A 20007-nucleotide genomic window follows, 5' to 3' on the forward strand; every position below is an offset into this window, starting at 1 on the left:
GAGCAGCACCGACCGATCACCCTCTCCACCGTAGCGCGAGAACCGTGAGATCGTCGGATGCGCCGGCCGTACGCAAACGTTCGACGACCGTATCGAGTATGACATCCAGCGGCGCCTGGCGATGTTCTTCCAGGCAGTCGAGGAGTTCGGTCACGCCCTCCTCGAGACTGCGGCTGCGACTCTCCACCAGTCCGTCGGTGAATGCCAGCAGAATCTCCCCGGCGCCCAGCCTGATCCGCCGGCTGAACCGGGGTTCGGCGACGCCGATGGGTGTGGTGTCCGTGCCGCTGTCGATCAGCTCGAGCTCGTCGTCCCGGGGAATCCGGACCATAGGCAGATGCCCGGCATCACCGAGGCGCACGACGCCCTCTCGTGGATCGATCACGAAGTACACGACGGTAGCCAGTTCGACGGCTCCGCCGCCGTCCACCAGCCGGTCGAGGCCGGTCAGTACTGCCACCGGATCGGCGTCGGTCAGGGCCAGCGCCCGCAGCGCCGCACGCAGCTGGCCCATCCCCGAAGCGGCGGACAGGCCGTGGCCCATCACGTCGCCGACGACGACGGACACCGTGCCGTCAGGCAGTTCGAACACGTCGTACCAGTCTCCACCCACCACGTGATCGGTCGATCCGGGAAGACTGCGAGCGCCCACTTCCAAACCGTCGATGATCGGGAGCATCGGAGGTTTCAATCCCTCCGTGAGCGACGCGGTGGCGGTCCGTTCCTGCTCGAACAGGAGCGCTCGCTCCAGCGCCACCGAACACTGCTGCGCCACCGCACGCAGGAACCGGCACACCTCGGACTCGAATGGCTGCTCAGTGCTGAAGGCGAACCGGACCGCGCCGATACGGCCGGAGTCTGCTGTGAGCGGGAGAACCGCCCACGCTTCTTCGTCGGTCTGGTCGAGGAACGCGCGGAACCCCTCGTGCGCGAACTCATCGCGGGCCCGCGCCTTGGACGGCAGGAACACCGGCCACCCCGTCCGGATCACCTCGGCCATCGGGGTGACGGCGTCGTCAGGCCAATGGGAGACATAAGGACCGTCGAGTGCGAAGTCGCCCGGCTCGCCGAGCAGCGTGAGACCGATCCAGCGAGCTCCCACCGTCGCCCGCCCGATCACGGTGATCGCGGCGGCCACGTCGGCCACCGTGACCGCCTCGGCCAGCTCTTCGGCCACCTCGAGCAGACGGGCGTTTCGGGCGCGGCTGTGCCGCAACGCCGACAAAGCGCTTCGCTGAGATGTGTCATCCACGACGAACATGGCGACTTCCCGGCGATCCGCTTCACTGACGAGGTACCACGTGGACCGCAGATAAGGCACGGAGCCGGTGGCGTTCGGCACCGGCGGCTCATCGGCCTTGACCGTTTCGCCGCTGCGAAGCACCCGGTCGATCATGGCCTCGGTATGCGCCGAGAGTTCCGGCGGCAGCACTTCCGACGGCCGGCGGCCCAGGTGATCAGCGATGGTCTTGCCCGTGCGTTCGGCCAGAAAAGCGTTGATGGCGAGGTAACGGTACTGGTCGTCGAAGACGGCGAACCCCACCGGCGCGTCGGCGCCTGCCAGAGCTCCCAGCAGCCGCTGGGCATCCGCTGGCCGCACAGGCTTACCCCTTTGCTTCAACAAGTTCGCGTGGCCGGACGAACGCGTTATCCACCCGAGCTTTTGCGCTTGGCTTCCCGTTTGAACGCACGTACCTCGGCCAACGATTGATCGTCAACGACGTCGGCGATGGAACGACGCGCTCCGTCCTCCCCATATGGCCCGGCAGCTTCGCGCCACCCTTCCGGCCGAACCTCGAATTGCTTGCCGAGAAGCGCGACCAGGATGCGTGCCTTCTGCTCACCGTACCCCGGAAGTGCCTTGAATCGCGCCAACAAATCCCGACCGTTATCGACGTTGCGCCAAATCGACGCTGCATCGCCGTCCCAATGCTCGACAACGTACGCGGCCAGCGCCTGTACACGTTTGGCCATCGAGCCGGGGTAACGGTGCACGGCCGGTTTCTCGGCCATGAGCGCGGCGAACGCCTCGGGGTCGTGATTCGCGACCGCGGCAGGCGACAGATCCTCAGTACCCAGGCGGGCGGCGATGGTGGCTGGTCCCGCGAAAGCCCACTCCATAGGGACTTGCTGATCCAGCAGCATCCCGACCATCAAGGCGAACGGATCCCGGGCCAACAGCTCATCGGCGACCGGGTCTCCAGCCAGATACAGCTCGGCCATTACCGGGAGCCCTCCACATCCGCTGGCTCCTCGCCGTCGATGTCTCCGTCCTCGGCCTTGACCGCCAGCACCGGACAAGGTGCGTCGAGCAGGATCCGCTGGGCGTTGCTTCCCAGAATGAGCTTTCCGACGGGACTGCGCCGCCGGAGGCCGATCACGATGAAATCCGCGACGGTCTCCTGGGCCACGGCGATGAGGTCCTCGGCGACGTCCATACCGCGTACGAGCTGACGCACCTCGGCTTCGATTCCGGCGTCGGCCAGCTGGGTTCGGACCGTTTCGAGCTCGGCCTCATGCTGCCGCGCGTCGTCGGCGTCAAAGTTCCGGCCGCCTCGCTCGGAGTTGATCACGACGAGGCGCGCGCCCCGCAGCTTGGCTTCTTCCGCTGCTCGACGCAGCGCAGCGCGTCCCTCTGGCTTGGCCACATAACCCACAACGATGGTCGTCATCACATCTCGCCCTCCCTATGGTCGACACTGGCCATAGAAACCTACAGACCGTGACCGAGACTAGTGCACCTTGATCCTGACTCGCCGCGACAGGCCCGATGGCGCGACCAGCGCGGTGAGTCCCGGCCGTGGCACTATCAGAACGTGTGTACGGCATGCGGGAACGACGCGCGATGACCACCCGGCCGCGGGCGAGCATCCTCCATCTGGACCTCGACGCGTTCTTCGCCGCGGTCGAACAACGGGACAAGCCCTCCCTGCGCGGACGCCCGGTGATCGTCGGCGGCTTGGGTCCACGCGGGGTCGTTTCCACCGCATCTTACGAGGCGAGACGGTTCGGGGTACGGTCGGCGATGCCGATGTCCGAGGCCCGGTCCCGGTGTCCCAACGCGGCGTTTCTCGGTGGCCGGTTCGGGGCGTACCGGGCGGTCAGCGCCGTCGTCATGGACGAACTGCGCCGTCTGTCACCGCTGGTGGAACCGCTCTCGCTGGACGAGGCGTTCGTCGATCTAGGAGCAGGCGACGATCTCGATCTGTCGGTCAGCGGTGTCCGGGCCATCGGTGAACGCCTCCGCGACACCATCCGGACCAAGACCGGCATCACCGCCAGTGTGGGCGCGGCCACGTCCAAGACGCTGGCGAAGATCGCGTCCGAACAGGCCAAGCCGGACGGATTGGTGGTCATAGAGCCGGGTTCGGAGACCGAAATGTTGCACCCGCTGCCGATTCGGGTCCTGCCCGGCGTCGGCCCCGCGACGGCAGCCCGGCTCGCCCGGCTTGGGGTGAAGAGTGTCGGCGATGTCGCCCAGGTCGAGGAGTCCGAACTCGTGGACTTGCTCGGCGAGGCATCCGGCCGGAACTTGTTCCTCCTCGCCCGCGCGCACGACGAGCGGCCGGTGAGCTCAGAGCGGGCGTCCAAGTCGATCAGCGTCGAAGACACCTTCGACCGCGACATCACCGATCCAGCGCTCCTCTCTGCCTTGGTGACCCGGATGGCCGACAAGGTCACCGAACGCCTGGTCCGCGCCGGGCATTCCGGCCGGACCGTCACACTGAAGGCCAGGCTGCACGACTTCACCACACTCTCGCGCTCCGCGACATTGCCCGGGCCCACCGACGATGCCCGTGAGGTGTCGAGACTCGCCGTCCAGCTGCTGAAAGACGTCGACGCCTCCAACGGTGTGCGCCTGCTCGGGGTTGGCATCTCCGGGTTGTCCGACTGGGTGCAGGACGATCTGTTCACATCCGGCGGCGACGTCCGCGAGCCGGGCGACGATGACGGCCCTGATCTCGACGCCGCCGTCCACGCCGACCGCCGCTGGGTGCCTGGGATGGACGTGATGCACACCGAGCACGGCGCGGGCTGGGTCTGGGGTGGAGGACTCGGACGTGTCACCGTCCGGTTCGAGACATCGGCGACGCCGCCCGGCCCGGTCCGCACGTTTGCCGCCGACGATCCCCAACTCTCAGCGATTTCTCACATCAGCGAGGCAGACTGAAGCCATGGATGTACTCGTGGTCGACGACGACCCCGCGGTGCGCGAATCATTGCGGCGGTCGTTGACGTTCAACGGCTATCAGGTGCGCCTCGCTCAAGACGGTGAGGACGCACTCCGCCAGATCAGCACGGCGCCCCCCGATGCCGTTGTCCTCGACGTCATGATGCCTCGCCTCGACGGGCTGGCCACGTGCCGCGCCCTGCGCGCTTCCGGCAACGACGTGCCCATCTTGATGCTGACCGCGCGCGACGAGGTCTCCGACCGGGTCTCCGGCCTCGACGCGGGCGCGGACGATTACCTGCCGAAGCCTTTTGCGCTGGAGGAGCTACTGGCCAGGCTTCGCGCGCTACTGCGCCGGGCGACGGCGGCCGGAGATCCGGAAGCCGAGACACTGCGGCTCGGCGATCTCACGCTGGATCCCGTCACCCGCGAGGTGGTTCGTGGCGCGCGGCCGCTCAGACTCACCCGGACCGAGTTCTCACTGCTCGAGCTGCTCATCAGACACCCTCGTCAAGTCCTCACCCGGGAGCGCATCCTGGAGGACGTCTGGGGCTACGACTTCCCCACTACAGCCAATTCCCTCGAGGTGTACATCGGCTACCTGCGCCGCAAGACCGAGGCCGAAGGCGAACCCCGGCTGATCCACACGGTTCGGGGTGTCGGATATGTCGCGCGGGAAGACCCACCGTGAGCGTTCCGCCGCCACCTCCGCCTCCGGGCTCTCCTCCCCCGCCTCCGCCCGGCTCCCACCAAACGGGGCGCTCAGCCCCGTCTCCTGGTCGGGTGCCTCCGCCGCCGGTTCCCGGTGACGCCGGCTCTGAGGGACCCCGGAGCCACACCGTCCACGGTGTCATCCGCCGGTTGTCTTTGCGTACGCGAGTCGGGGCACTCGCCGGTCTCACCGTGGGATTTGTTGTCGCCCTCACCGCGCTGGCGGCGTACCTCACCGTGTCCGCGCAGCTGACCCGTACCGTCGACGAGAATCTGCTCGAACGAGCCGACAAGTCCGTGTCCTCGATGCTCGGGAGCCCGTCGACGCTGGTCGACGTGCCAGCCGAGGCGATCTTGGCGGCCGACCTCCGGGTGGCGATCATCCGCCACGACGGCGAGGGGTGGAGCGCCGAAGGCGAGGAGAGCGCTCCGCCCCTGGGTGAGCCCGAGTTGGCCGTCGCTCGAGGACTGGAGCCGCAGAGCGTCCGGACCGCGGACCTCGATGGCGAGTCGTTTCGGGTAGTGGCTGTCCCAGCGGGCCGCGGGCTGGCCCTGGTTCTCGGGCAGTCCACCGAGCAGACCGAGCGCATACTCGACCGGATGCAGGTGGTGTCGATCCTGGTCGGCGCGCTGGGCATCGTCATCGCCACCTGGGCCGGATTGTCGATCGCACAAGCTGGGCTCCGGCCGGTCCGGCAACTGACCGAGGCGGCCGAACACGTCGCCGCCACCCAGCGCCTGGATCCCATCGAGGTCGAGGGCAACGACGAGATCGCCCGGCTCGCGCACTCGTTCAACGCGATGCTCGCTGCGCTGGCCGAGGCCCGAGCTCGGCAGACCCGTTTGGTCGCCGACGCCGGCCACGAACTCCGTACACCTCTGACCAGCATGCGCACCAACCTCGATCTGCTGGCGCAAAGCGACCGTGAAGGCGGGCTGCCTGCGGAGGAACGGGCTCAGATCATTGCCGACGTCCGGGCGCAGGCCGAAGAGCTGTCCCAGCTCATGGGCGATCTCGTCGAGCTCTCCCGGGACGATGCGCCGTCGGCGTCCCACGAACGGCTCGACCTGGCCGATGTCGTCCGCGACGCGTTGGCTCGCGTCCGCCGGCGGGCGCCCGGAGTGACGTTCACCGCGGATCTGCGGCCGTGGATCGTCGACGGTGAGTCCCGCCTGCTCGATAGAGCGGTGACCAACCTGCTCGACAATGCCGCCAAGTACAGCCCGGGCGACGGCATCGTCACCGTGACTCTGCGCGACGGCGTGCTCCAGGTCCAAGATCAAGGCCCTGGTATCGCCGACGAGGACCGTCCCCACGTCTTCGAACGTTTCTACCGCTCGCCCGAGGCGCGCGCCCGGCCCGGCTCCGGGCTTGGCCTCGCGATCGTGCGTTCGGCGGCCGAACGCCACGGTGGGCACGTCGCCGCGGGCCGGGCCGAATCCGGAGGTGCCCTGCTGACAATGCGTATACCTGGTGCTTCTTCGGAATCCTTAGCCTGAAGTTCAGGATGTTCTCAGAGTTTCAGGGAACCGTAGGAGCATGAGCGAACCATTCCACGGCAGCACGCCTTCCCAGGACCCGCACGACCGGCATCCAGCGCCCGGCGCCGATACCCCTCCTCCCCCGCCGGCGCCGTCCACCGCTGCCGGCCATTCCGACACCGCGATGCTGGCTGCCCCGGTGGCTTCCGCTGGTGATCAGAAGCCTAAGCGTGGACGGATGCTCGTAACCGGGCTGGTCATCGGCGCGATCATCGGTGGTGGTTCCGGTGCTGCGGTCACCGCATGGCTGGACGATTCGCCCGAGGAGTCGCCGGGACAGAGCAGCCTCGTCACCAGCGATGACAATGGCGAGCGCCAGCCGGCAGTCTCACTCGACAGCGTCGAGAGTGTCGCCGAACAGATCCTGCCGAGCGTCGTGTCGATCACCATCGGCAATGAGTTCGGAGGGCAAGGCGGCACCGGCTCCGGCGTCGTGATCTCCAGCGACGGCGAGATCCTGACGAATGCCCACGTCGCGGAGGCTGCTGGTCCGGGCGGGCAGCTCCGGGTCACGTTCGAAGACGGCACCGTCGCCGACGCCGAGGTCGTCGGGAGCGACCCGTTGATCGACCTGGCTGTCATCAGGGCCCAAGACGTCTCGGGCCTCACGCCGGCCACGCTCGGCAACTCCGGCGATTTGCTCGTCGGCGAACAGGTTGTCGCGATCGGCTCACCATTGGGTCTGGACGGCACCGTGACCAGCGGTATCGTTTCCGCTCTCCAGCGGCCGGTGGCCATCGGCGAAGAGCGGGACGCGACCACCGTCATCGACGCCATCCAGACCGACGCGCCGATCAATCGCGGCAACTCCGGCGGCCCGCTGGTCAATATGGCCGGCGAGGTGATCGGCATCAACAGCGCCATCGCCACCAGCGGGATGGACAGCGGATCGATCGGGCTGGGATTCTCGATCCCGATCGATCAGGCCCGTCCGATCGCCGAGGAACTGATCGAGACGGGCAGTGCCACCCACGCCCGCATCGGTGTCGAGGTGGGAACACCTCAGGGAGACACCCCTGGCGCCCTCGTCGGCCGGATCGAGCCGGGCGGTAGCGCCGCCGACGCCGGCCTCGAGGAAGGCGACATCATCACCAGGATCAACGATCGCGTCGTTCAGGACCACATCTCGCTCATCGCCGCTGTCCGCTCTTACCGTCCGGGTGACGAGGTGACGCTGACGTTCATCCGGGACGGCGACGAGCAGACCGTTGACCTCGTCCTGGGCAGCGACGCCCAGATCACCTGAGCCCCGCACGCCGGTGATCAAGAACACTTGACGTGACATATCCCGGCAGATGTGTTCATGATCACCGGAGCCGGGCGGCAGACTGGTGGCATGCGCTTTGCGGATGTAGCCGATACGTCGCTCGAGGTAGCCCGCACCACCGGGCGCTTGGCCAAGATCCAGCTACTCGCTGAGTGTCTGCGCCGCGCCCAGCCGGACGAAGCGGAGATCGCGGCCAGCTATCTGGCCGGGGAGCTGCGCCAGCGGCGCACCGGCCTGGGGTACGCCGCGGTACGCGACATGCCACAGCCGGCTGAACAGCCCGAGCTCACTCTCCGCGACGTAGATGCCGAGTTCACGCGCATCGCCGAGCTGTCCGGCAAAGGCTCCACAACAGCCAAGCGAGAAGCCCTGCGCGACATGCTCAGCCGAGCCACGCCGGCCGAACAACGGCTGCTGGCCGGTCTGGTCACCGGTGAGGTCCGGCAAGGGGCACTCGACGGCGTGCTGACCGAAGCCGTGGCCACGGCCGCGAATCTGCCCGCCGGCCAGGTCCGCCGGGCCGTCATGGTCGCCGGCGCCCTGGTGCCGGTCGCCGCCGCGGTCCTGGCCGATGGAGCGGCGGCGCTGAGCCGCTTCCGGCTGGCTATCGGGTCGCCGATACGCCCCATGCTGGCCTCTCCCTCTGCGGGGATCACCGAGGCGATGAACCAGCTCGGTGAATCCGGGGTCGAGTGGAAGCTCGACGGCGTCCGGGTCCAGATCCACCGCCACGGCTCGGACGTACACGTCTTCACCCGTACCCTCGACGACATCACGGCGCGCGTTCCAGAGGTCGTCGAGGCCGCGCTGGCGCTACCGGTCACGTCCGCCGTTCTGGACGGTGAGGCGATCGCCCTGGGACACGAGCACCGCCCCCTTCCGTTCCAGCGGACATCGGCTCGTGTCGGGCACCGTACCGACGTCACTCGTGCCCGCCGCGAGGTCCCGCTTTCTGTCTTCTTCTTCGACTGCCTGCACCTCGATGGGCAGGATCTGCTGGGTGAGCCGGCCGCTCGGCGCTGGGCCGCGCTGGCCGGCGTCGTACCGGAGACACAGCGGGTGCCCCGCATCGTCACCGGTAGCGCCGCCGAAGCCGAGGCGTTCTTTGCCGACGCAGTGCGTCTCGGACACGAAGGTGTGGTCGCGAAGTCTCTCGACGCCGCTTACGAAGCCGGCCGGCGCGGAGCCAGCTGGCTCAAGGTCAAGCCGCGGCACACGCTGGATCTCGCTATCCTGGCCGCCGAGTGGGGCAGCGGACGCAGACAGGGCTGGCTGTCCAACCTCCACCTCGGCGCCCGGGATCCGGAAGGTGAGTACGGCCCGGCAGGGGGCTTTGTCATGCTGGGCAAGACGTTCAAAGGGCTCACGGATCAGATGCTCACGTGGCAGACTGAACGGCTCCTGAGCCTGGCCGAGGGGGCCACCGACCAGTGGGTGGTCCAGGTACGCCCCGAGCTGCTGGCCGAGATCGCTTTCGACGGAGTCCAGACGTCGTCACGGTATCCGGCCGGCATCACCCTGCGCTTCGCCCGAGTGCTGCACCATCGCCCTGACAAACCCGCCTCGGAAGCCGACACGGTAGCGGCTGTACAGGCCTTGGCACAGTACACCGGTTCCTAGCGGCCACGTACCGGGCTACCCGCAATTCGGACTGTGGACCCCGACGAGGCCGAACTCACGCCCCCCGGTGGGCCCGCTCGAGGCGTTCCACACCCTCGGCGAGCACATCCATGCCGGTGTGATCCGACGAGCTCAGCAACAACCCGGCGGCTTCCCACATCGCGATGTGGATCGCCTCCACGGTCTGCGTGTCCGGATCGTCAAGCCGGGTTCCGCCGTTCTTCGGCACAGCCGCTTCCAGCGCGGATGCGGCTTCCACCAGTCTGGTCCACGACTTCGGCGCGTATCGGCCAAGTACGGTTCGCAGCAGTTCCTCGTCCGCGAGGACGGCGGCACGCTGGCGTTCGACGTAGTACTGCGATGCGAAGGCTCCTCCAGCAGCACCAGCCAGCCCGCCTACGACGATTCCCAGGATGATCCCCGCGGCGCCCATACCCGTCACCGCCGCCACGAGAACCGCGAGGAGCGCCACCACCGCCGCTCCGGAAGCCAACCCGATCAGATGGTGTCGCTGCAGCCCAAAACCCAGCACGCGGACCGTCGGCGCAGGCTCTTCCAGGGCCTCGACGATGCGTTCGGTGGCGCCGTCGTCGATCCTGTCTGGGCGCAGCACAACAAACGTCTCAGCGACCGCGCGTCCGGAGCTCGCGGCATGGCCAGGACGCCCTGACGTCCATCGCATCGCACCCCAGCGCCTGCGTTCGACCACGTTCGGCAGCCAACTCCCTCGCTGGGACTTCAGCTGCTCGTCGACGATCCGTTGCTGCTCTTCCCAAGCCTGCGACCACTCCCGTTCCTTCATCGCGGTCAACGGGTGCGGTCGAGTCATCTGCAGCTTCATCTCCCTCATGGTCAATTCCACGACTCCATGACTTGGGATCCCCGGTAGAGGTCCCACCCTTGACCCACGAAGCCTACTCTCATGTCCTGCTTCTCCTCAGCCCGCCCACTACCCGACAGAAGAAGTCTCCTGCCCCTACCGTGCTGGCCAGACAGCGCCCCGCCGCTGCGCTGAGGCCGGTCGACGTATACGAGACCAGCTCCGTCTCAGCCGGTCGGCGCATCAAAGCTGGCCAGCACAATCGCCCGTCAAATCACGTACACGACGCTACCCGAACTGACGACACGAGAATGGTGCGCTACCCAAAAGTGTCAGTTGTATCCGAAATGATCACATTTAGTTCGTTTCCCTGCTATGACCACGCCGCCGACGCTTGTCAAGCATCCGGAAAACGCCTGAACTTGTTACCAACAAGTGATGATAGGCGAGGGCCGTCCGCGGCGCGAAGCAGGGCAGCGACTACCGTGGAACCGTGTTGCGGTTCCTGATCACGCCTCGCTGGCTCGCACTCCATGCCGTGTTCCTGCTGGCACTCGCCTTTTGCTTGGTAGCCGGCTGGTGGCAGTACGGGGTCTACCAGGACAGCCAGGCAAGGCACAACGACCGCGAAGCAACACCTGTTCCGGTCAGCGAACTGGTTCATCCAGGCGAGGCGGTGGGCGAAGCTGCCGACCGAGCAGTGGTGGCCGAGGGAACGTACCTCACCGATCACCGGCGGTTCGTGCCCGGCCGCATCCACGAGGGCGTACTCGGGTGGTTCGTGCTGCTTCCCCTCGAGACCAACGACGGAAGTGTGATCCCGGTGGTCCAGGGGTGGGTCGCCGAGCGTGAGGATGCGCAAACGCCGCCGGCGACGCCGGTCCGAGTCACCGGTCATCTGCTACCGGCGGAAGTGCCCGAGCATGCCACCGTCCGCAGCGATCAGGTCCTTGACGATGAAGAACTCGCCTACATCGCGCCCGAAAGCATCGAGGCGGACACGGGACTGTCCGCTGCGACCTCGATCCACGGGTACTTGGTGCTCGCGTCCGAGGATCCCAGCACAGCCGGCATCGCCCGCTTGAACATCCAGGAAGTGGCCCCCATCAGGGAGGTCAACCCCTGGCAGAACCTGTCTTACTGGGCTCAATGGTGGGTGTTCGGGCTAGCCGCGCTGGTGTTCTGGGGTTCGGCGATCCGCTCCGGCATCCGTTCCCGGCGCGACACCGGCTCCGAGGGTCCGGGAGCTGAAATGCCGGACCGCCCGGGCGACGGCGGGCCAGGTGATGCGGAGCTCGCTTCAGCCACCGGCCTCGACACCGAGCGGCACGCCCGGATCAGCGCACCCGGGCCTCGACGCGTGCCCTCTTGACGACGTAGCGCTCGGAGAAGAACGACGCCAACGGCACGGTGCCGGCGAGAGCGATGAGCACCGCCGCCGTACCGGTCCAGCGTCGCTGGTAGACCAGCAGACCGGCGGCAACCAGATAGACGACGTACAGCCAGCCGTGAATCGGCGATACGACGTGGCTCATCGAGGGGTCGTCTGCCGGTCCGTAGCGAATGAACATCGCCACACACAGGATGATCAGGAACACGCCCGAGATGTAAGCCATGACTCGGTAGAACGGAAGAGCGTCACGCTGCACACATCGAGGGTATTCCTCTCACCGATCTGCGCACACAGCGGCCCGCCCCGCGAAGCAAACCGGCAGGCCGGCCCGATGGCACCGGAACGTCACCGTACAGGGTCAGTCGGCAGGATCGTCAGGGTCGTCGGCCTCGGAGAGGAACTTCTCGAACTCGGCCCCGATCTCGTCAGCCGTCGGCATGGTTTTCAACTCAGCCATCAGGTTGCCGCGGGAGTTGCCGCCGGCAAACGCGTCGTACTGCGTCTCGAGAGCCTCGACCACCTCGGCCACTTGCTCGTTGCCGTTGACCTCCTCCTGAACGGCGCGCTCTGCCATCTCCGATGCCGTCTGAAGCTCCTGAACCGGCAGTAACAGCCCCGTGAGGGTGCTCAGAGCCCGGACCAGGCTCAACGATGACTGCGGGTACTCCGAATCGGAAAGGTAGTGCGGAACCTGAGCCACCAAGCCCACAGCGTCAAGGCCCGCTTCGCCGAGCCGGTATTGCAGTAACGACCCCGCGCTGCCGGGTACCCGCAGCTCCATGTTCAGAAGCTGCTCCTCTGGTACCAGGCCGCGCCGGGTGGCGTGGGCGCTGACGCCGATGGGCCTGGTGTGGGGCGTAGCCGTCGGGATGCCGTGGAATCCGACAGTCAGCCGTACCCCGAACCGTTCGATCAATTCGATGACCGCACCCGCGAAGGCCTCCCACATGACGTCCGGTTCCGGTCCGGACAGCAACAGGAAAGGCGCGCCGACGTCGTCCTGGTAGACGCGGATGGTCAGCTCGGGAGCCGCATAGTGTTTGAAGGCCCCTTCGGCGAAATACATCTCCGGCCGCCGGGACCGAAGGTCGATGAGACGGTCGGTGTCGAAACGCACGAGTTCACGGGATTCGAGGCTCTTCGCGAAATGATCAATCGCCCCGCCACCAGCACGGCCGGCATCTATGAACCCGTCGAGGCTGTACAGCAGCACGGGAGAGCCGAGCTCGGGCGCGTCGTCAACCAGCTCGTACAGAGCGTCAGTCATATCGGCCACTTCCTCGATCACGGTGTCATGAGTTCTCTAGGGTCTCCCTGCACAACACCTGCGACAGCCCAGACCTTCCCGTGGAGCCGATCACGCCGAAGGTGGTAGCAGATACCCGGGCGCCGCGGTATCGACAGGCTCGCGGTAGGGAAGGCCCAGCAATACACAGACGACGCCGAGAAAGGTCTCCGTCTCCCGCATCAGATCGTCAGCCTCACGCGGACTCACCGCCGCGGGCAGGCCGGCCAGCGCCGCCGCCCGCTGCCCCGCCTTCGCAGCGAAGAACGCAGCCCATTCCGTGAGCTCCGGAGCCACCGCAGGAAGCAATTCCCACACGTTGCGGGGCCCGTGGCCGCGCCGCCTACCGCTGCCGTTTCGGGTCCGACGAGCTGCCGGGTGCGCGCGTGCGGCGAGAACCGCCGCGGCAGCCCGCAACGCTCCGAGATGCGCTGCAGCGAACCGGTCATTGACCGTACTCGCCGTTGCCGCCTCCGCCAAGCAAGAACGCGCTTGATCGACCAGATCCAGCGTGGCGTGGCCCATCGGCGGACGAACCCGCCGTGGTGCGCCAGCGTTGGCAATCCTGGCTCCACTGACCTGGTCGTATTGCCTTGTCATCGATTCCCTCCCTCACCGCGCGTCGAACGAATGTTCGACTGACAAGAACCCTAGCACCCCCCTCCGACAGCCCGTCAAGGCTCGGCATAAGCTCACCCCCCGTGGCACGAATAGTTGTCGTCGGAGCCGGAGTGGCGGGCCTCGCCACCGGCATCAGGCTCGCCGATTTCGGACATCAGGTATCAATCCTCGAACAGAGTTCGAAGGCCGGTGGCCAGATAGGCATCGAGACCATCGATGGGCTTCCCGTTGACACCGGGCCCACCAGCTTCACGCTCCCGGCGGTGTTCCGCGATCTCTTCAGCAAGACCGGCCGCCCGCTCAACCGCGAGGTGGATCTTGTGCCACTGACGCCGTCTGTCCGGTACGTCTTTCCGGACGGCTCGCATCTGGACATACCCAATGCGAGCCGCGCCGAGACCACCAGAGCCATCGACGAGGCGTTCGGCACCGGGGTCGGTGCGCAATGGGACCGGCTGATCCAGGATGCTCGCAACATGTGGGAGGTGCTCCGGCCGCGGCTGGTCGATCACTGCCCGTCGCTGCGCGACATCGCCTGGCTCGCACTCCACCCGCGGGCCCGTCGAACGCTCCAACGGGGAAAGAGCCTGCGTGAGTTCGGCGCGCAGCATCTACGCGAGCCTCACCTGCAGCTTGTGCTCGAGGCCTACGCGACCTCGCTCGGCGGCATACCTTCGCGCACCCCGGCCGCGCTGGCCGCACTGGCGTATGTGGAACAGACCTTCGGCACCTGGACTGTAGCCGGCGGGCTGCCTGCCTTCGTCGAGGCGATGGAACGACGTTTCACCGAGCGCGGCGGGGAGATCCGACTCGAGTCCCAGGCCACGCGCGTTGTCACCAAGGCGGGTGCGGTGAAGGCGGTCGAGCTCGCCGGCGGCGAGCGGGTGCCCGCCGAGTTCGTCGTGTGCACCGTTCCGGCCGGACAACTCGAACTCGACGGTGTGCGCGGCCGGCGCTGGACATCACCTCCGGCGGAAGGCCGCTCAGTCTTCACCATCCTCATGTCACTTCGCTCTCGTCCCAGCTTCCCCCAACGGACCGTCCTGCTGACCGACGACGGCCCCAACGTGACACTCACGTACCGGGCAGGAACCGACCCGGCGAAGCCGTGCGCGCTGGCCCTGCACGCCGATTGCTCGGCTCACGGCGCGGAGCCGAAGCTCACCGACTGGACGGCCCCAGGTGCGGCTGACACACACGCGCAGCAGTTGCTCGGACTCGCCGCGGCCAGAGGTGTCGATCTCAAGGCTCAGGCCATGAGTCTGAGGTCTCGCACGCCGCACGACCTCGAGGAGACGCTGGGCGCGCCCGGCGGACGCATCTACGGCATGCCGTGGCACGGCGGCAGCTCGATACGGCGCCGGCTGGCCAACCGCTCGCCCGTGCACGGCCTGTACTTCGCCGGCGCCAGCGCACACCCCGGCGCCGGCCTTCCGATGGTCGCGATCTCCGCCATGCTGGTCACCGACCTCATCGGCCGCGCCTGAGCCCCTCACACACTCCCGGTGATCGTGAGCGGATTCTGGTTGTGATCGGCAGGAGATCTTTGCGAAATGTCGCATTTGTGGAACAAGAATCCGCTCACGATCATCGAAAAAGGGCCGGGACCAGAGGTCTGGTCCCGGCCCCATCTCGAGGCTGTGTATGTTCGCCGTCAGGCGGGCGTCAGCGCCGCGCCGAGGCCGAGGTGCTCGTAGATCTCACGCGTCGCGGTGGAGCGGTTCAACGTGATGAAGTGCAGCCCTGGTGCGCCTTCCTCCATCAACCGCTCACACATCTCGGTGGCGACCTCCACCCCTATGGCGCGCACCGCCTCGCGGTCGTCGGCCACCGCGTGCAAGCGCTCGGCCAGCTTGGACGGAAATGCCGCGCCACACAACTGGGCGAACTTCTCGATCTGCTTGACATTGGTGACGGGCATGATGCCCGGGATGATCGGTTTGTCGCTGCCCGCGGCCGTCACCCGGTCGCGCAACCGCAGGTAGTCCTCGACGTTGAAGAACATCTGAGTGATCGCGAAATCGGCGCCGGCATCGAATTTGCCGACGAGATAGCGGACATCGGTGTCGAGATCGGGCGAGCGCGGATGCTTCTCGGGGAACGCCGCCACACCAACACAGAAGTCACCCACGGACTTCACGAGCCGGACGAGCTCCTCCGAATAGTTCAGCCCTTCCGGATGGGGCTTCCAGTCAGCCTGTGGATCGCCGGGCGGGTCTCCGCGCAGCGCGAGGATGTTGCGGATGCCTACGTCGGCGTATTGGCCGATCACGTGGCGCAACTCCGCAACCGAGTGGTTGACGGCGGTCAGATGGCCCATGGCGGTCAAGGTGGTGTCCATAGCCACCTGGCCGGTCACCTGGACGGTTTGTTCCCTACTGGTGCCGCCGGCGCCGTAGGTGACCGAGATGAAGGTCGGCTGTAGCCGCTCCAACTCCCTCATTGTCCGCCAGAACAGCTCTTCGGCTTCTGGGCTTTTGGGTGCGAAGAACTCGAACGAGTACGACCGCCCTCCAGCGGCCAGGAGCTCTCGGATAGTCGGTCCGTTTCCTTGTGTGGTCGTCGGCAATCCTTGAGACATATCCGCCACGATAGCCGACTTGCTCATTTTTCGAACGCCAGATCTCAGGCTATGGGATGGGTACCGGGCGCCCAGGAGCCTCGCTCAGCGGCATAACCTTGCACCCGTGATGCCTTCCGCCGAAGACCCTGTCGGCCCGCTTCGACCCCGGATTCAGCAGACCCTGGACCGGTTCCTCGATCGGCAGCGTGACCTCCTAGAACCGATCAGTGAAGAGCTGCTCCCGTTGATCGACGCGGCCGCGGATTTGCTTCGCGGCGGCAAGCGGCTGCGGCCCGCGTTCTGCTATTGGGGCTGGCGCGCAGCGGACGAGTTCGCGGCCGACGACGATGTGGTGATCACCACAGGCGCGGCCCTGGAGCTGTTCCAAGCCGCCGCATTGGTTCACGACGACGTGATCGACGATTCCGACACCCGTCGCGGCCGGCCGTCCACGCATCGGCGCTTCGCCACCCACCACCTCGATGCGCGCTGGCACGGCGACGGCTCGAGTTTCGGCAGGGCCACCGCCATCCTCGTCGGCGATCTGCTGCTCGGTTGGAGCGACGAGATGTTCTCCACGGCCGGACTCAGCGAGAGCGCCACCAGACGTGCACGCCCGGTCTTCGAGCGGATGCGCACCGAGGTGGGCGCCGGCCAGTATCTCGACATCCTCGCCCAGGCCGACACCGCGGTCAGCCCGGCCGATCAGGTCGAGCGGGCCAGACGGGTCATCGTCCACAAGTCCGCGCGATATTCGGTCGAGCATCCGCTGGTGCTGGGTGGACGCATCGCAGGAGCACCCGAGCAGCTCGTCGACGAGTACTCGAAGTACGGCGGCGCGCTCGGCGAGGCCTTCCAACTCCGCGACGACATCCTCGGAGTCTTCGGTGATCCCCGTGAGACCGGAAAGCCGGCAGGAGACGACCTCCGCGAAGGCAAGCGGACGGTCCTCGTCGCCTATGCCCGTCAACACGCCAGCAGCGCGCAAGCCAAGATGCTGACCGACCTGCTCGGTGACCCGGACCTCGACATCAAGGGCGTCGACCACCTTCGGCAGGTGCTGGTCGACACCGGGGCGGTAGGCCGGGTAGAGGCACGCATCACCGAACTCATCTCGGATGCCGAGGCTGCGCTCAAACGGGCCGCCCTACACGGCGCCGGCCAGCAGGCGTTGGCCTCCCTCATCACCCTCGCGACGACCCGCACCCGCTGAGCCTCGCCACGACGTCAGCATCGCGTCCTGCAGAGCGAGCGCCAGAGGCCTCACACTGCAGGACGCAACCGACTGTCACGCGCCGACGGCGTGCACTCCTCCGTCGACATGCACGATCTCGCCGGTGGTCTTCGGGAACCAGTCGGACAGCAACGCGACCACTCCCCTGGCAGCAGGCTCGGGGTCGCTCAAGTCCCAGCCCAGCGGGGCGCGCTTGTCCCACACACCTTCGAACTCGTCGAAGCCCGGAATGGACCGCGCCGCCATCGTCTTGACCGGTCCGGCCGAAATCAGGTTGACCCTGATCCCCTGCCCGCCCAGGTATTTGGCCAGATAGCGAGATGTGGACTCGAGCCCGGCCTTCGCGACCCCCATCCAGTCGTATCCGGGCCAGGCCATCTGCGCGTCGAAATCCATGCCAACCACCGAGCCGCCGCTCGGCATCAGCGGCAACGTGGCCATAGTCAGCGACTTCAGCGAGTAAGCCGAAACGTGGAAGGCCCTCGACACATCCTCGAACGGCGCCTCGAGGAACGAGCCGCCCAAGGCAGTCTGCGGCGCAAAAGCGACCGAATGTACGACGCCGTCCAACCCGTCGACATGCTCCCGGACTCGGTCTGCGAGCGTTTCCAACTGCTCGTCGTTCTGAACATCCAGCTCGAGCACCGGCGCCGGTTCGGGCAACCGTTTCGCGATCCGCTCCACCAAACTCATCCGGCCGAACCCGGTCAAAACCACCGTCGCGCCCTGCTGCTGAGCCAGTCTGGCCACCTGGAAGGCGAACGACGACTCCGTGAGTACGCCAGTCACCAGCACGCGCTTGCCGTCGAGGATTCCCATGCTCGTCAATGCCCCATTCCTAGTCCGCCGTCGACCGGAATCACCGCGCCGGTCACGTATGCTGCTTCATCACTGGCGAGCCATCGCACGACCCCCGCCACCTCATCGCTCGAGGCATATCGGCCCAGCGGAATGCCGCCGAGTATCTCTTCGCGCCGCTTCTCCGGGAGCTCGTCGGTCATATCCGACTGCACGAAACCTGGAGCGACGACGTTGGCCGTAATAGACCGGCTGCCGAGTTCGCGGGCGATCGAGCGAGCCATACCGACCAAGCCCGCCTTGCTCGCCGCATAGTTCACCTGACCGGCCGATCCGAGAAGGCCGACCACACTCGAGATGAAGATGATCCGGCCTTTGCGCGCCCGCAGCATGGCCTTGGAGGCACGCTTCGCGACCCGGTAGGCACCGGTCAGATTGGTGTCGACGACGTCGGTGAAGTCCTGTTCGCCCATCCGCAGCAGCAGCATGTCGCGCGTGATGCCTGCGTTGGCAACCAGTACCTCGACCGGGCCCTGGGCGGCTTCCACCGTGTCGAACGCCTCATCGACAGAGGCCCCGTCCGTCACGTCGCAGCGCACTCCGGTCAGGCCCTCGGGAGGCTCCCCTGACCGATGGGTGATGGTGACAGCGTCGCCGTTCTCGGCGAAGGCACGGGCGATGGCGAGGCCGATTCCCCGGTTGCCACCGGTGACCAGTACAGACCGACTCACGTTTGGCGCTCCTCTCACATCCAGACGCGCCGACGCTACCTGATGGCACCCGTGGGTCCACGTGGGTGGGCGGGCCGACGCGTGCCGGCCCGCCCGAGAACGGGTCATCGGCCGAGGCCGCTCACCGCCTTCACATCAGGACTTTTCGGGTCAGGAATCCTCGAGGCGGAAGCCCACCTTCATACCAACCTGGATGTGTTCGACCTCGCCATCGACGAGTTGACCACGAATCTCCGTGACCTCGAACCAATCCAGATGACGCAACGTCTGTGAAGCTCGCTCGATCCCGTTGCGAATCGCGTGGTCGATTCCCTCCGGAGAGGTTCCGACGATCTCGGTGACCCGGTAGGTCCGGTTCATGTCCGTCCTCCTCATGCTCGCACGGCGGACCAATAGTGGCCCTACGGTGATTCTCCTCCTACCGTGGCAGGTGTGAACCGGATTCACCGAACCCACGGCCGTCGTGACGAGCCAGTGCAATCCGTCACCACGGCAGCGCAGGGACGCAGCCACGACCTGCGCTCCCGGCGGAACCGCTACCTGTGGATGATGGGGATCCGGATCGCCTGCCTGCCACTGGCAGTGATCACCACCGGCTGGGTGCGTTGGTTCTTCATCGCCGGCGCAGTGGTCCTGCCGTATATCGCCGTCGTCATCGCCAATGCCGCGAGCCGGCCGGCTCCTGGGATCATCCAGGAGGTAACGCCTCCGCAACGTGCTCAATTACCAGCAACGACGCCGAACCGAAAACTAAATGATCAAAAACACCGCAGTTAGCTCTTCCGGTGGGCTCCGTTCACGTGTAATACTCCCCACGCGCACGTTCCGCATTCCCCCGTCGGTGCGCTGCGTAGCGACGACGTCGGGCGGCTTCCCCCGTGGCTGCCCGGCGTCGCCGCCTTCTCGGGGTTTTCTCGGGTGGCGGTCGGCGAAGAAATCCCATCCTTGCCCGCGGCTCGCTCGTTCCTCGCTCGCTGATGCCCACCGCACCATGGATGGGACTTCTGCCCCAAGCTCCTCGTCCCCGCTCGGCGGCGATGGCGGCTTCTAACTATTACTTGCTCGTCCTCGCTGGCGCTCGTCCTCACCGATGCCCGCCACACCCCGGATGGGACCGCTCCCCCCAACCCCCGCTCCCCCCAACCCCCGCTCCCCCGCCTTCACCCTCACCTTTCTCGGTGATCGTCAGTGGGTTGTGGTCGCGGAACCGCCACCCCAAACCACGGACCATCACCGCGTCCCGACCACCAC

At 66.7% G+C, this 20007-nt stretch carries 20 protein-coding genes; 9 read left to right on the top strand and 11 right to left on the bottom strand.

Going from position 1 to position 20007, the window contains the following annotated elements; translation table 11 throughout:
* Nucleotides 1-16: 16 nt before the first annotated feature.
* The 3 genes from F7O44_RS04505 to F7O44_RS04515 are packed head-to-tail and all read right to left on the bottom strand — an operon-like array spanning nucleotide 17 to nucleotide 2672.
* Nucleotides 17-1600: a SpoIIE family protein phosphatase gene (locus F7O44_RS04505; RefSeq protein ID WP_162448929.1), complete on the bottom strand. Its 1584-nt coding sequence runs from the start codon at nucleotides 1598-1600 to the stop codon at nucleotides 17-19.
* A gap of 47 nt (nucleotides 1601-1647) precedes the next feature.
* Nucleotides 1648-2223 (bottom strand): HhH-GPD-type base excision DNA repair protein, encoded by a 576-nt coding sequence (locus F7O44_RS04510; protein ID WP_162448930.1) that lies wholly within the window; start codon nucleotides 2221-2223, stop codon nucleotides 1648-1650.
* Nucleotides 2223-2672, bottom strand: a complete 450-nt coding sequence (locus tag F7O44_RS04515) for a universal stress protein (RefSeq protein ID WP_162448931.1) — start codon at nucleotides 2670-2672, stop codon at nucleotides 2223-2225. Before F7O44_RS04515 ends, F7O44_RS04510 begins: the two co-directional genes overlap by 1 nt.
* 155 nt (nucleotides 2673-2827) lie before the next feature.
* On the opposite strand from F7O44_RS04515, the gene F7O44_RS04520 reads away from it, so the two are divergent.
* From F7O44_RS04520 to F7O44_RS04540, 5 genes are all read left to right on the top strand, one after another.
* Nucleotides 2828-4171: a DNA polymerase IV gene (locus tag F7O44_RS04520; RefSeq protein ID WP_222851050.1), complete on the top strand. Its 1344-nt coding sequence runs from the start codon at nucleotides 2828-2830 to the stop codon at nucleotides 4169-4171.
* 4 nt (nucleotides 4172-4175) lie between these two features.
* Nucleotides 4176-4862, top strand: coding sequence for a response regulator transcription factor (locus F7O44_RS04525; RefSeq protein WP_162448932.1), 687 nt, complete (start codon nucleotides 4176-4178; stop codon nucleotides 4860-4862).
* A gap of 170 nt (nucleotides 4863-5032) precedes the next feature.
* Complete coding sequence (locus F7O44_RS04530; protein ID WP_187361017.1) at nucleotides 5033-6382, top strand: sensor histidine kinase; 1350 nt, start codon at nucleotides 5033-5035, stop codon at nucleotides 6380-6382.
* Between the two features lie 40 nt (nucleotides 6383-6422).
* Nucleotides 6423-7670: a S1C family serine protease gene (locus tag F7O44_RS04535; protein WP_222851051.1), complete on the top strand. Its 1248-nt coding sequence runs from the start codon at nucleotides 6423-6425 to the stop codon at nucleotides 7668-7670.
* A 90-nt stretch (nucleotides 7671-7760) separates the two neighbouring features.
* The gene (locus F7O44_RS04540) at nucleotides 7761-9311 is read left to right on the top strand and encodes an ATP-dependent DNA ligase (protein ID WP_162448934.1); all 1551 of its coding nucleotides are present in this window, start codon (nucleotides 7761-7763) and stop codon (nucleotides 9309-9311) included.
* A 55-nt stretch (nucleotides 9312-9366) separates the two neighbouring features.
* Here F7O44_RS04540 and F7O44_RS04545 read toward each other — a convergent pair whose 3' ends face one another.
* Nucleotides 9367-10152: a hypothetical protein gene (locus F7O44_RS04545; RefSeq protein WP_222851052.1), complete on the bottom strand. Its 786-nt coding sequence runs from the start codon at nucleotides 10150-10152 to the stop codon at nucleotides 9367-9369.
* Between the two features lie 472 nt (nucleotides 10153-10624).
* Here F7O44_RS04545 and F7O44_RS04550 point away from each other — a divergent pair, with 472 nt between their 5' ends.
* Complete coding sequence (locus F7O44_RS04550; protein ID WP_162448936.1) at nucleotides 10625-11503, top strand: SURF1 family cytochrome oxidase biogenesis protein; 879 nt, start codon at nucleotides 10625-10627, stop codon at nucleotides 11501-11503.
* On the opposite strand, the gene F7O44_RS04555 is transcribed toward F7O44_RS04550, so the two are convergent.
* The 3 genes from F7O44_RS04555 to F7O44_RS04565 all read right to left on the bottom strand — a co-directional run bounded on the left by F7O44_RS04555 (nucleotide 11469) and on the right by F7O44_RS04565 (nucleotide 13409).
* Nucleotides 11469-11780 carry a DUF3817 domain-containing protein gene (locus F7O44_RS04555; protein ID WP_222851053.1) on the bottom strand — a complete coding sequence of 104 codons (312 nt, stop codon included), beginning with the start codon at nucleotides 11778-11780 and terminating at the stop codon, nucleotides 11469-11471. The genes F7O44_RS04550 and F7O44_RS04555 overlap by 35 nt on opposite strands.
* Before the next feature lie 102 nt (nucleotides 11781-11882).
* Nucleotides 11883-12791: a proteasome assembly chaperone family protein gene (locus F7O44_RS04560; protein WP_162448937.1), complete on the bottom strand. Its 909-nt coding sequence runs from the start codon at nucleotides 12789-12791 to the stop codon at nucleotides 11883-11885.
* A 90-nt stretch (nucleotides 12792-12881) separates the two neighbouring features.
* The gene (locus F7O44_RS04565) at nucleotides 12882-13409 is read right to left on the bottom strand and encodes an SAV_6107 family HEPN domain-containing protein (RefSeq protein WP_222851054.1); all 528 of its coding nucleotides are present in this window, start codon (nucleotides 13407-13409) and stop codon (nucleotides 12882-12884) included.
* A 101-nt stretch (nucleotides 13410-13510) separates the two neighbouring features.
* On the opposite strand from F7O44_RS04565, the gene F7O44_RS04570 reads away from it, so the two are divergent.
* The gene (locus F7O44_RS04570; protein WP_162448938.1) at nucleotides 13511-14917 is read left to right on the top strand and encodes an FAD-dependent oxidoreductase; all 1407 of its coding nucleotides are present in this window, start codon (nucleotides 13511-13513) and stop codon (nucleotides 14915-14917) included.
* A 167-nt stretch (nucleotides 14918-15084) separates the two neighbouring features.
* On the opposite strand, the gene metF is transcribed toward F7O44_RS04570, so the two are convergent.
* Complete coding sequence (gene metF, locus F7O44_RS04575; protein WP_162448939.1) at nucleotides 15085-16011, bottom strand: methylenetetrahydrofolate reductase [NAD(P)H]; 927 nt, start codon at nucleotides 16009-16011, stop codon at nucleotides 15085-15087.
* Between the two features lie 109 nt (nucleotides 16012-16120).
* Between metF and F7O44_RS04580 the strand changes: the two genes are divergently transcribed.
* A complete protein-coding gene (locus tag F7O44_RS04580; RefSeq protein WP_162449345.1) occupies nucleotides 16121-17206 on the top strand; it encodes a polyprenyl synthetase family protein in 1086 nt (361 codons plus the stop codon).
* Nucleotides 17207-17281: 75 nt separating this feature from the next.
* Here the strand turns inward: F7O44_RS04580 and fabI are convergent, their stop codons facing one another.
* The 3 genes from fabI to F7O44_RS04595 form a co-directional block, all read right to left on the bottom strand.
* On the bottom strand, nucleotides 17282-18046 hold the full coding sequence (fabI, locus tag F7O44_RS04585) for an enoyl-ACP reductase FabI (RefSeq protein WP_162449346.1): 765 nt from the start codon (nucleotides 18044-18046) through the stop codon (nucleotides 17282-17284).
* 5 nt (nucleotides 18047-18051) lie between these two features.
* Nucleotides 18052-18756, bottom strand: coding sequence for a 3-oxoacyl-ACP reductase FabG (gene fabG, locus F7O44_RS04590; protein ID WP_343073807.1), 705 nt, complete (start codon nucleotides 18754-18756; stop codon nucleotides 18052-18054).
* Nucleotides 18757-18906: 150 nt separating this feature from the next.
* Nucleotides 18907-19116, bottom strand: coding sequence for a dodecin (locus tag F7O44_RS04595; protein WP_162448941.1), 210 nt, complete (start codon nucleotides 19114-19116; stop codon nucleotides 18907-18909).
* Between the two features lie 72 nt (nucleotides 19117-19188).
* Here F7O44_RS04595 and F7O44_RS04600 point away from each other — a divergent pair, with 72 nt between their 5' ends.
* A complete protein-coding gene (locus F7O44_RS04600; RefSeq protein WP_222851057.1) occupies nucleotides 19189-19533 on the top strand; it encodes a DUF3099 domain-containing protein in 345 nt (114 codons plus the stop codon).
* Nucleotides 19534-20007: the final 474 nt, after the last annotated feature.

This window comes from Phytoactinopolyspora mesophila (assembly GCF_010122465.1).
Taxonomy (GTDB): domain Bacteria; phylum Actinomycetota; class Actinomycetes; order Jiangellales; family Jiangellaceae; genus Phytoactinopolyspora; species Phytoactinopolyspora mesophila.